Below are 10,624 nucleotides of genomic sequence, written 5' to 3'. Positions count from 1 at the left end.
ACGTGAGCGGCACCGGCGGGGGCGGGGCCGGCGACGGCCGCGCGGGAGCCGGGGTCGCGCTCGCCCGCCCCGCCGGTGCCGCTCTCGTCGGCACCGTCCGGGCTGTCGGCGTCGTGGGAGCCGCCGGTCTCGCGCGAGCCGCCGTCCGAGCCCTCCGGGCTCCCGGCGTCCTCCGCGTCCTCCGCACCCTCCGTGCCCTCGGCGTTCTCGGTGTTCTCGGTGTTCTCCGGACTTTCGCCGCCGTCCTCGATGCCGCCCTCGACGCCGCCGTCCTCGGCCCCCTCCGGCGCGTCGGGAGGCTCGGACGCCTCCCGGGCCCGGCGCGCCGTGTCGCCGTTGTTCTCCGGCCCGGCGGCGGGCTTCCCGGGGGTCGTCGCGGGGTCGGGCGCCACCAGGATGCCGGCCCCGGCGGGGATGGTCGGGGCGTCCCGGCCCGCGGCGCGGCGGCCGGCCGGGTCGGGGGTGCCGCACGCGGTGCCGGCGACCCCCACGAGCAGGAGGACGACCGCGCCGCGCGCCGCGGCCGTACCGGCCCACCTCCGCCGTGTCGGCCGAACGGCCTGATAGTCATTTTGTCCGGTTTGTGTGATGAGATGCATGGCGCCGGATCATGCCAGCCGAGGCCCCCCGCGCCCGTACGACACCGCCGTGCGGCCCGCACCATCCACCGGCTGGCCCACAATGGACCGGGTGACCGACCTCGACGCCTTCTCCGCCCTGCTCACCGACGAGGGCCGGACCCTGCTCGACGCCCTGCGGGACCACGACCCCGCCCAGGAGCTGGCCCTCGCGACCCGGCTGCGCCGCGACCACCCCGCCGAACTGGTCTCGGCGGCCCTCGGCCAGGCCCGGCTGCGCCAGCGGGCGGTCGCGAAGTTCGGCGCCGAGGACGCCCACCGGATGTTCTTCACGCCCGACGGCGTCGAGCAGGCCACCCGCACCTCCGTGGCGACGTACCGCGCCGAGCGCTTCGCGGCCCTGGGCGTACGGCGCCTGGCGGACCTCTGCTGCGGCATCGGCGGCGACGCGATCGCCCTGGCGCGGGCGGGCGTGTCCGTGCTCGCCGTCGACCGGTCCCCGCTGACCTGCGCGGTCGCCCGCGCCAACGCCGAGGCACTGGGGCTGGCGGACCGCATCGAGGTGCGCTGCGCGGATGTCACGGAGATCGACACCACCGCGTACGACGCGGTCTTCGTCGATCCCGCCCGGCGCGGCGGGCGCGGCCGGATCTTCGACCCGGAGGCGTACTCGCCGCCCCTCTCCTGGGCGGTGGGCGCGGCCCGCACCGCCCGGTACGCGGCACTCAAGATCGCACCGGGCGTCCCCCACGAGGCGGTCCCCGAGGACGCGGAGGCGGAGTGGATCTCCGACGGGGGCGATGTGAAGGAAGCGGTGCTGTGGTTCGGCACGGGCCCCGCCGGGGCCGCCCGTACGGTTCCCGCCGGGGACGCCCGTACGAGCCCTGCCGCGGTGCGCGCCACGCTGCTGCCCGGCCCCCACACGCTGACCGGCGCGGGCCTGCCCGACCCCGCGCCCGGCCCGGTCGGCCGCTATCTCTACGAACCGGACGGCGCCGTGATCCGCGCCCATCTCGTCGCCGACGTCGCCGCCCGGGTCGGCGGCCGGCTGATCGACGAGACCATCGCCTATGTGACGGCGGACGAGCTCCACCCGACGCCGTACGCCACGGCGTACGAGATCACCGACGTCCTCCCCTTCAACCTCAAGAAGCTCAAGGCCCTGCTGCGCGACCGGAAGGTCGGCACCGCCACGATCAAGAAGCGCGGCTCGGCGGTGGAACCGGACGACCTCCGCAGAAAGCTCAAGCTCCAGGGCCCCGAGTCCGTCACCGTCTTCCTGACCCGCGCGGCGGGCGCCCCGACGATGCTCCTGGGGCATCCGGCTCGGTAAGGGCGGAAGTACACGCTGTTGTTAGGGTGACGGTGAATCAGTAGGGCGCACAGCCACGGACAGCACAGCGGGGATTCGAGATGTTGACCGACATCCTGGCGCTCTCCGGAGCGTCCGCGCCGCTCGCCCACGGGGGGATCTGATGGCCGACGGGAAGCTCGCCGTCTCCGCGCAGGAGCTGAACAGCCTCATCTCCGATCTCGACGCGATGGAACGCCATCTCAAGAAGAAGATCGAGCGGCTGAACACCATCGTGGCCACCATCGACGCCGGCTGGCGCAGCAGCGCCGGCTCCGCCTACAAGGACCTGCAGCGGGGCGTCAACGAGGACGCGATCCGCATCCGGCAGATGCTGATCCTCCTCGAAGAGGCGATGAAGATGAGCCGGGACGGCTTCACCGACCAGGAGCTGGAGGTCATGCGGAGCTTCCGGCAGTTGCAGCAGTCCGAGATCGGCCGGCAGCGCATCCTCGGCATGGCGGACGACAACCCGGAGCCGCCGGGCGCCGCGCCGAGGAGCCGCCTGGACGAATTCCACTGACGCCCGCGCGTTCCACGCGACGCGCGACACAGGGCACGAGTCATCACAGCACGGGGAGAGGCATGTCGGGTGACGGGGACGGCATAACGGTCAGCCTGGCCAGGCTGAAGAGCCTGTCGGGAGAGCTGGAGGGCATCCTCAGGGAACTGAACGAGGAGCTCGGGACCCTCTACGACCGCGCCGAGAAGGTCGTGCTGTCCTGGGAGGGCGAGGCCCGCGACATGTTCGTGGACAGCCTCGACACCTGGGACCGGTCCATGCAGGACCTGGAGGGCGCCCAGAAGTGGCTCCATGACGTCGTGACCACCGGTCACATCAACTACAGCGCCGCGCATCAGGCGGTTCTGCGCGGCTGGGGGGCTCAGTAGTGGGCTCCCCTCCGCCCGCCCCGGCGGGCTCGCCGAACGGCACCATCGACGTCAAGCCGTCCCATCTGTACGGGGTCTCCGACAAGGTGGCCCAGGAGCAGGGAGCGCTGCACAAGAGTGCCACGGATTTCCTGACGGATCTGAACAAGCATCCAGACGCGGGCGGCGCGGGTGCCGCGGCCGAGGCCTTCGCCAAGAGCTATGTCAAGGTGGGCAACCGCTTTCTTGAGGTATTTGCCAGAACCGTGGTGAGCATCGGCGGCGCGGCCGTCGGGTTCACCACGACGGCCAACAACTACGTGGCCGCGGACGCCGCCACCAATCCGAAGCAGAAGACACCGCCCTCGCCCAAGCCGCTTCCGCAGGTCATCGAGAACGAGCCGCGTTATGGCGCCGTGCCCAACCTCACCTGGGGCGACCACGACGAGGGCGAGACCTTTCTCGACTGGGTCTTCGAAGGCGTAGCCGAGGCGGCAGCGAAGGTGCTGCGGCCACTGTTCAAGCATGTGTACCGCTACGGGGCCGCGGCCGACGTTCTCCCGCTGCCGAACCAGCACGAGCTCGACAGCCTGTCGAAGGCGTGGCTCAGGCCCCGGACGGGTGCGCACCAGGTGAACGAAAACCTGACCACCTACATGAACGGCATCACCTCCCAGAGCAACAGCGAGTGGCACAACGCGATGCGCTCCTTCTGCAGCTCGGTCTGGGGAACGTCGGCCTGGGGCAAGGGTGAGAGCCCCCAGCCCGCGACCTCGGCGAGGGAGTACGGCTGGAAGCACCACACGGTCAACTCGCGGGGCGCCAGTTACCCCATCCTCGCGGTGATCACCGACACCTGTAACGTGGTCAGCGATGCCCTCCGACTCTTCAGCGAAGCGGCCAGGGACCTGAACCACGACCTGTGGCGGATCTTCCGCAAGGCCCTCATGGACGCCCTTCCGAAGCTCGACGTCGACCTCAAGGACGGCGTCGACATGGGCGACGTCAAGGGCGCGGTGAAGGGGATCTTCGGTGTCGCCAAGAAGGGGCTCTCCCAGCTGTCGATGGGCATGGTCCTCGAACTCGACACCGCTGCCATCAACGCGGCGGTGGCCCGTTACAACAATCGCGTCAACCCGTTGGTGACCAAGCTCGACAACCGGCTCGCCGCACTCGACGAGGCGTATCTCAGCGCCCCGCGATTCGACGCCCAGTCCGCTCGGGCGGAGGCGTTCGGCGCCCGCGCGCTGAACGAATTCAAGCGGGAGCACAAGTGGACCGTGCCCGGCGACAAGGCCGCGGACCATATGTTCCCCATCGATCTGGCCAACCAGGAGCACATCGATGGCTCCCACGTAATCGACAAACACGTGGGGAAGTCCGACGAACAACTCAATCAGCGATTGCGCGACCAGTCCGGGATTCCTGCGGCCTCGACGTACAAGAACCTCGCCGACGCCCAGAAGTACACTCAGAAATGCATCGAAGAGAACTGGGACGATATCAATACGTACATCAATGGCCCTCCACCCATCAGCCCAGCAACGAAGCTCTTTTACTACACTCCCACAACCGGCGAAATAACCGGGCGCACCGTCACTGCAACGGCATACGCAGCAGACAACAACACGCCTGCCGTTGACGCACACGGCGTACAGATCAGAGTGAAACCCGCCCCAGGCATGCACCCGCCGTTCACCATCGTCACCTCGATGCCGAAATAAGCAGCCTCGGATCTCAGGAATCACGCATGCTCGATCAAAGAGTCATCGAATACTTTCGGTTCCAGGGAGCTCGCACCCTGCTCTCCGTCTTCCGCGGCACCATTCCGATGGACGAGGGGCAGCGCCGGGAGGCCCTGGAGCCCGCGATGCGAGCCTTGTGGCAGGAGGGGCAACGCGGCGGGCGGACACCGTACGAGGTGGCCGGACAACTGCGCGAGCTGGCCCGGCTCTTCGCTGAGTCGCCCGGGCAGCCCCCGTACGGAGCCAAGAACATCCCCCGCACGGCCGCGGAGGCCGATATGCCTGCCGCCCTGGAGCAGATCGCCACGTATGTCGAGCAGTGGAAGCGCGCTCACTTCCTCAAACTCAAGGACGTAGCGCCGCCTCGCTGGGAGCTGATGCGGCGGTTCCCCCGGCTGCATGAGTTTCTGACCAACTACTACGGCCAGGCCGGCATTGTCTTCGACGACGACCTCACGGAGCGCGAAGGGCTGGCGCTGTTCATCGACCACTGGCACCCCGCCTGCCTGTGGGAGCTGCCCGCCATTATCGGCGAGTGCCACGAGGCCCTGGCGACCTTCCACACCGACGAGGCACTGACCCGCTTCTTCACGGACCACGTCATGGGCTCGGGCACCCTGACCTGGCCCGAGTGGATTCCCCTCATCGCCGAGACCTTCAGCGCACACCTGCGCGAGCAGCACCCGCCCGTATGGCAGGAGACATGATCGTCACGGACAGGGGCCCGGGGCGCGACGGCCGCTGCGGGAGCCGCATTAGGGTGAGCCGGTGAGCATTCGCAACAGATCCGCGACCTATCCCGACCGGGAGACCGCCCAGTGGGCGACGCAGCAGGTCGTGACCGCCAATGAGCAGGTCATCCACCGCTGGCTGGCCCAGGGGACCCGGCAGCGGCTCACCATCGAGGCCGCCTGGCCGTCGCGGCCGGAGCCGGTGGGCCGGGTGCTGCTCCAGGCCATGATGCTCGCCGGGCGCGAGCCCGTGGACGTCCGGGCGGCGAGGGTGGTGCTCCAGCGCGACCCCTCCAGCCGCAACGGCTTCGTCGTGCGGACGACCTTCCCGATCTATCTGTAAGGGCGTACTCGAACCCATGCCGATGAAGCCGCTCGAACACGACCGCCGGTACGGCGAGCTGGACCAGGTGCTGCGCGCCTACCTCGGGCAGCCCGCCGACGACGAGGAGGGCCGGCGCAGCGCCGCGCTCGACGCCTATCTGCGACACACCTGGCACACCCGCCCGTGGGCCGTGGCCGTCGCCGAGCAGCAGTTGCGCCAGTACGCGGAGAATCCGCCCGGCCGGCTGCGGCTGCGCCTCGGCGAGTTCTACCCCGTGCCCGATGTCGGCCTGCCCGAGTCGGAGATCCAGGACTGGCTGCGGCTGCTCGCCGACCATCTGAAGGCGAGCGTGGAGGACGGGGACGTGCCCCCGCCCGCCGCCCCGGCGACGCACTGGGAGTGGCACGCCCGCTTCCCCGAACTGGCGCAGTTCCTCGGCGGGTGGTTCTCCCAGGACATGCCGGACGAGTTCGCCGACCACGACGCCGCGGTCGCCGACTACCTGTCGACCACCGATCCCTCGCTCGTCGCCCGGCTCGCCGGGGAGGTCGCGGAGCTGCTCGCGCTGGAACTGGAGGAGGAGGACTGCGCGGTCGCCCTCGCGGAGCTGGGCATGGAGATCGACCCTCCGGCGCCGTACTCCCCCACCGGCTGGCTCGCCCTGCTCGCCGAGCGGGTCGGCGACGCGGGGCGCCACGGCGAGGACCGCTAGGCCCCTGGCACCGCGCGGCCTGGCACCGTACGGCACCGGACCCGGGCGCTCAGCGCGTCTCCAGGGACTCGAAGCGCCAGCGGTGCACCGCCCGGCGGGCCAGGTCCTCGCCCGGTTCGGGCAGTTCCGGGAGGACCGCGTCGTACGGGGCGTCCCACCAGGTGATGACCAGCACGCGGTCCTCGGGGGCGGCGAGGATCTCCTGCCGCAGGGGCGTGGCGCCGCCCGCCGGCCGCTGGGCGCGGACCCAGGCCAGCAGGTCGGGGCCCTTGCCGTCGTGGGCGCGGGCCTCCCACATCACTGCGACGGTCATGAGTAGAGGTTGTCCTTGCTCAGCTCATGGAAGTGGTCGTGCGAGTGCGCCCCGCCATGCCCATGCCCATGATCGTGGCCATGGTCGTGGTCGTGACCATGGTCGTGGGACTGGCCGTTGCCGTGGGCCGGGTCCGGCACATGCGGCTCCGTCACCGGCAGCGAGGAGTCCGCGGACAGCTCCCACGCGGACGCGGCCCGGCCCCGGGCGACCATCTCCGCGCCCAGCGCGGCGACCATCGCGCCGTTGTCCGTGCACAGCTTGGGCCGCGGCACCCGCAGCACGATGCCCGCGTCCTCGCAGCGCCGTTCGGCCATGGCGCGCAGCCGGGAGTTGGCGGCGACCCCGCCGCCGATCATCAGGTGGTCGACGCCGTTGTCCTTGCACGCCCGCACGGCCTTGCGGGTGAGCACGTCCACGACCGCCTCCTGGAAGGACGCCGACACGTCCGCGACCGGCACGTCCTCGCCCGCGTTGCGCTTGGCCTCGATCCAGCGGGCCACGGCCGTCTTCAGGCCGGAGAAGGAGAAGTCGTAGATCGGGTCGCGGGGGCCCGTGAGCCCGCGCGGGAATTTGATCGCGTCCGGGTCGCCCTCGCGCGCGTAGCGGTCGATCACCGGGCCGCCGGGGAAGCCGAGGTTCAGCACCCGGGCGACCTTGTCGAACGCCTCGCCCGCCGCGTCGTCGATCGTGGCGCCCAACGGCCGTACGTCGCTGGTGATGTCCGAGGAGAGCAGCAGGGACGAGTGGCCGCCGGAGACCAGCAGCGCCATCGTCGGCTCGGGCAGCGCGCCGTGTTCGAGCTGGTCGACGCAGATGTGGGAGGCGAGGTGGTTGACCCCGTACAGCGGCTTGCCGAGGGCGTACGCGTACGCCTTGGCCGCCGAGACGCCCACGAGCAGCGCGCCGGCCAGGCCGGGGCCCGCGGTGACGGCGATGCCGTCGAGGTCGCGGGCGGTCACGCCGGCGTCCTTCAGGGCGCGCTGGATGGTGGGGACCATCGCCTCCAGGTGCGCGCGGCTGGCGACTTCGGGCACGACGCCGCCGAAGCGGGCGTGCTCGTCGACGCTGGAGGCGACGGCGTCGGCGAGCAGGGTGTGACCTCGGACGATGCCGACACCGGTCTCGTCGCAGGAGGTCTCGATACCGAGGACAAGGGGCTCGTCAGGCATGGGGCACGGTTTCCTGTGAAGTGTCGCCGGGTACTGCGTGGGGTTCGTCCGGTGCGGTCGCGGGGCGCCGCATGACCAGCGCGTCGACGTTGCCGGGCTGGTAGTAGCCGCGGCGGAAGCCGATCGGCTCGAAGCCGAAGCGCTCGTAGAGGCGCTGGGCGCGGGTGTTGTCGACCCGCACCTCCAGCAGCACCTCGTGGCACTCGAAGGCGGTGGCGGCGGCCAGCAGGTCGGTGAGCAGCCGGGCGCCGAGGCCGGTGCCCCAGTGGGCGCGGGCCACGGCGATGGTCTGCACGTCTCCGGTGCCGTCGACGGCGGCGAGCCCGGCATAGCCGACGAGCCGCCGGCCGCCGCCGGGGAGGCTCTCCTCCGCCACCACGTAGTGGCGTGTGGCGGCCGGGCCGCGGGCGTGCGCGAGCTCGGACCAGAACATGCCGTGCGACCAGGCGTCGTCGGGGAACAGCTCGTGTTCGAGCTCCATCACCGGCCCTATGTCCCACCAGCGCATCTCGCGCAGCGCCGGCGCCCCGGGCGCGCGCGTGGCCTCGCCGCTCGCCCGGTCGTGCGTGGCCTCGCCGGTCACTTCGGGGTGACCACCTTGTAGTTGGCCGGCACCTGCGCGTCGGGGCGGCGCAGATACAGCGGCAGCGCCGGCGGGAACGGCTCGCCCACCGCGAGCTTCTCGGCGGCGAGCGAGGCGAGCGCGCCGGCCGACTGGTGCTCGGGCATGCCCTCGGGCACGTCCGTGAACACCTCGCGGTAGAGCAGCGCGCCCGCGCCCACCGCCGGGGCGTCGGCGACCCGCTCGGCGATGTCGGCGGGGCGGTCGACCGCGGGCTCGGTGATACGGGTGCGGGGGTCGGCGTAGCGGGCCCAGTAGACCTCTTTGCGGCGGGCGTCGGTGGCCACGGTGAACGGGCCGGTGAGGCCGGCCCGGCCGGCGGCGTACGCGATGCCGTCGAGGGTGCACAGGCCGTGCACGGGGGCGCCGGTGGCCGCGCCGAACGCGGCGGCGGTCGCCAGGCCGACGCGCAGCCCGGTGTACGGGCCGGGGCCGATGCCGACCACGAAGCCGGTGACGGCGTCCAGCTTCACGCCGGCCTCCGTCAGGACGCGGTCGACGGCGGGCAGGAGCAGCTCACCGTGGCGCCGTGCGTCCACCTGGGTCGACTCCGCGACGACGCGGGAGCCGTCGTGGAGCGCGGCGGTGACGGCGGGGGTGGCGGTGTCCAGAGCGAGCAGCAGCACGGGTACAGCCTACGGCGCGTTCCGGGTGGCCTCGCGCCCGCGCCGGGCTGTCGGCGGTGACCGCGCCGGGGGCGTCGGGGGCGACCGCGCCAGGCGTCCGGGGCGACCGCCGCGGGGGCATCGGCGGGGAGCCGCCGCGGGGGCGTCGGCAGGGGGCCGCTCCCGCCGCGCGGAGGGGCCGCGGGGCGTACGGAACGGACCGCGCCGCGGACACGGGCGACGGGCGCGGCGGTGCTACGGTCAGCCGGAAACCGGAAAAGCCGTACGCGGTACGAAGGGTGGCTCAGCGTGGCACGCAGTGGGTCGGGGGCGATCGTCGCCGGACTGACCGGCGCGGCGGTGGCCGTGGTCGCGTTTCTCGCGTACCAGGCCTCCGCGAACGCGACCGACGCCCCGGTCAAGGGCCGGCCGAACACCTCCGCGTCCGCCCCGGCGGCCCTGCCGGAGGCGTCCGCGGGCCCCGAGCAGCCGAAGCAGCCGCCGGCCGTGCCGGCGAGCTCCGGCTCCGGCCGGCGGGTGGTCTACTCGCTGGGCGCGCACCGGGTCTGGCTGGTCGGCGCGGACGAGCAGGCGACCCGCACCTTCGAGGTCGTGCCGAGCACGGTGTCGCCCGCCCCGGGCGAGTACAAGGTGACCTCGCGCACCGCCCGCATCAAGGGCTCGGACGGGGTCCCGGTCGAGAACGTCGTGCGGTTCACCAGCGTCGGCAATGTGGTGGTCGGCTTCAGCGCGGCCGTGGACGGCTCGATGCCCGCGCCGAACCCCAACGCGCAGCGGAAGACGGGCGGCATTCGCGAGAGCCGTGAGGACGGGGCCGCGATGTGGATGTTCGCCACGACCGGCACGAAGGTCGTCGTCATCGGCTGACGGCGGCGGGGGTGCGCCCCTGTCGGCCCGAGGTCGCTCGCTCCCGTTGCGGGCGTCCCCTCGCGGCCGTTCCCCTCGTAGCCGTTCCCCTCGTGGGCGCGCCTGGGACGGGCGCGGGCCGCCGTTCGGGCGCGCACCGCAGGATCACTCGAACGCGTTACGCCGCGTCCCGCCGCGCACCACCCCGGCCGGTGGACCGGCCGTCGTCCCGGGTCGCGCCCCGCGGCCCCGGGCCGGAGGCGGCGCCCTGCCCGCGCGGGCCCTGAGGGCCGCGCGGAGCGCGTGTGGCGGCCTCCTGGGAGGCGGGTGGCGTGGAGACGGCGTTCGCGGCCGCGCAGGCGGCCAGCAGCGCGCTCATGGACGGCTGCGCCCCTTCGCGAACGGACTCTTCGCGCGCGGACTCGGCGGCCGGCTCGGACTCCTCGGGGCGACGGCCCGGCGCGCGCTCGGGCTGCTCGAGGCGTCCTTCGTGCTCATCGCGCCGTGCGGCCGCCTCGGCAGTGGGCTCTTGCGGCGGCATGGGGCCTCCCGGGGCTCCTGGACGGGCGAGGTTAGGCAGACCTAACCAGGTCACTGCCTCCATGTGACCACGGCGGAACCCGCCCGCGCAACATCTTGCCGACGAGTTGTCGGAACGTACACCCCGGCGTGGGGCGCGACCGCGTACGACGGAGCGCCCGGCCCCCCAACTCCCACCGCCCCGGCCCCGCAC

General features: G+C 72.3%; 13 protein-coding genes and 1 pseudogene. 8 read left to right on the top strand and 6 right to left on the bottom strand.

The features are described from left to right. Positions 1-599: pseudogene (locus ACSNOD_RS22305) on the bottom strand (hypothetical protein); the annotation flags it as partial. Positions 600-681: 82 nt separating this feature from the next. Here ACSNOD_RS22305 and ACSNOD_RS22300 point away from each other — a divergent pair. The 7 genes from ACSNOD_RS22300 to ACSNOD_RS22270 all read left to right on the top strand — a co-directional run bounded on the left by ACSNOD_RS22300 (position 682) and on the right by ACSNOD_RS22270 (position 6,312). After that, positions 682-1,911 carry a class I SAM-dependent methyltransferase gene (locus tag ACSNOD_RS22300; protein WP_436768788.1) on the top strand — a complete coding sequence of 410 codons (1,230 nt, stop codon included), beginning with the start codon at positions 682-684 and terminating at the stop codon, positions 1,909-1,911. 142 nt (positions 1,912-2,053) lie between these two features. After that, positions 2,054-2,452: a WXG100 family type VII secretion target gene (locus ACSNOD_RS22295; protein ID WP_436768785.1), complete on the top strand. Its 399-nt coding sequence runs from the start codon at positions 2,054-2,056 to the stop codon at positions 2,450-2,452. A 62-nt stretch (positions 2,453-2,514) separates the two neighbouring features. Next, positions 2,515-2,820 carry a WXG100 family type VII secretion target gene (locus ACSNOD_RS22290; RefSeq protein WP_436768784.1) on the top strand — a complete coding sequence of 102 codons (306 nt, stop codon included), beginning with the start codon at positions 2,515-2,517 and terminating at the stop codon, positions 2,818-2,820. Beyond that, a complete protein-coding gene (locus ACSNOD_RS22285; RefSeq protein ID WP_436768783.1) occupies positions 2,820-4,523 on the top strand; it encodes an RNase A-like domain-containing protein in 1,704 nt (567 codons plus the stop codon). Before ACSNOD_RS22290 ends, ACSNOD_RS22285 begins: the two co-directional genes overlap by 1 nt. A gap of 26 nt (positions 4,524-4,549) precedes the next feature. Continuing rightward, on the top strand, positions 4,550-5,251 hold the full coding sequence (locus ACSNOD_RS22280) for a hypothetical protein (RefSeq protein ID WP_436768782.1): 702 nt from the start codon (positions 4,550-4,552) through the stop codon (positions 5,249-5,251). Between the two features lie 67 nt (positions 5,252-5,318). Continuing rightward, positions 5,319-5,618, top strand: a complete 300-nt coding sequence (locus ACSNOD_RS22275; RefSeq protein ID WP_436768787.1) for an RNase A-like domain-containing protein — start codon at positions 5,319-5,321, stop codon at positions 5,616-5,618. Positions 5,619-5,634: 16 nt separating this feature from the next. Then, the gene (locus tag ACSNOD_RS22270; protein ID WP_436768781.1) at positions 5,635-6,312 is read left to right on the top strand and encodes a contact-dependent growth inhibition system immunity protein; all 678 of its coding nucleotides are present in this window, start codon (positions 5,635-5,637) and stop codon (positions 6,310-6,312) included. Positions 6,313-6,361: 49 nt separating this feature from the next. Here the strand turns inward: ACSNOD_RS22270 and ACSNOD_RS22265 are convergent, their stop codons facing one another. From ACSNOD_RS22265 to tsaB, 4 genes are all read right to left on the bottom strand, one after another. Next, entirely contained in the window at positions 6,362-6,625 is a 264-nt protein-coding gene (locus ACSNOD_RS22265; RefSeq protein ID WP_436768780.1) for a hypothetical protein, read from the bottom strand. Next, a complete protein-coding gene (tsaD, locus tag ACSNOD_RS22260) occupies positions 6,622-7,797 on the bottom strand; it encodes a tRNA (adenosine(37)-N6)-threonylcarbamoyltransferase complex transferase subunit TsaD (RefSeq protein ID WP_436768779.1) in 1,176 nt (391 codons plus the stop codon). The genes ACSNOD_RS22265 and tsaD overlap by 4 nt, the downstream gene beginning before the upstream one ends. Beyond that, positions 7,790-8,305 carry a ribosomal protein S18-alanine N-acetyltransferase gene (gene rimI / locus ACSNOD_RS22255; protein ID WP_436768786.1) on the bottom strand — a complete coding sequence of 172 codons (516 nt, stop codon included), beginning with the start codon at positions 8,303-8,305 and terminating at the stop codon, positions 7,790-7,792. The genes tsaD and rimI overlap by 8 nt, the downstream gene beginning before the upstream one ends. Positions 8,306-8,376: 71 nt before the next feature. Then, a complete protein-coding gene (gene tsaB, locus ACSNOD_RS22250; RefSeq protein ID WP_436768778.1) occupies positions 8,377-9,045 on the bottom strand; it encodes a tRNA (adenosine(37)-N6)-threonylcarbamoyltransferase complex dimerization subunit type 1 TsaB in 669 nt (222 codons plus the stop codon). A 288-nt stretch (positions 9,046-9,333) separates the two neighbouring features. Between tsaB and ACSNOD_RS22245 the strand changes: the two genes are divergently transcribed. Continuing rightward, a complete protein-coding gene (locus ACSNOD_RS22245) occupies positions 9,334-9,912 on the top strand; it encodes a hypothetical protein (RefSeq protein WP_436768777.1) in 579 nt (192 codons plus the stop codon). A 157-nt stretch (positions 9,913-10,069) separates the two neighbouring features. Here ACSNOD_RS22245 and ACSNOD_RS22240 read toward each other — a convergent pair whose 3' ends face one another. Then, positions 10,070-10,270 (bottom strand): hypothetical protein, encoded by a 201-nt coding sequence (locus ACSNOD_RS22240; RefSeq protein WP_436768776.1) that lies wholly within the window; start codon positions 10,268-10,270, stop codon positions 10,070-10,072. Positions 10,271-10,624: the final 354 nt, after the last annotated feature.

The sequence above is a fragment of the Streptomyces sp. URMC 123 genome, from assembly GCF_051386515.1.
Taxonomy (GTDB): domain Bacteria; phylum Actinomycetota; class Actinomycetes; order Streptomycetales; family Streptomycetaceae; genus Streptomyces.
Note: the sequence above shows the minus strand (reverse complement) of the source record. Positions and strands in the feature narration are given on the sequence as shown.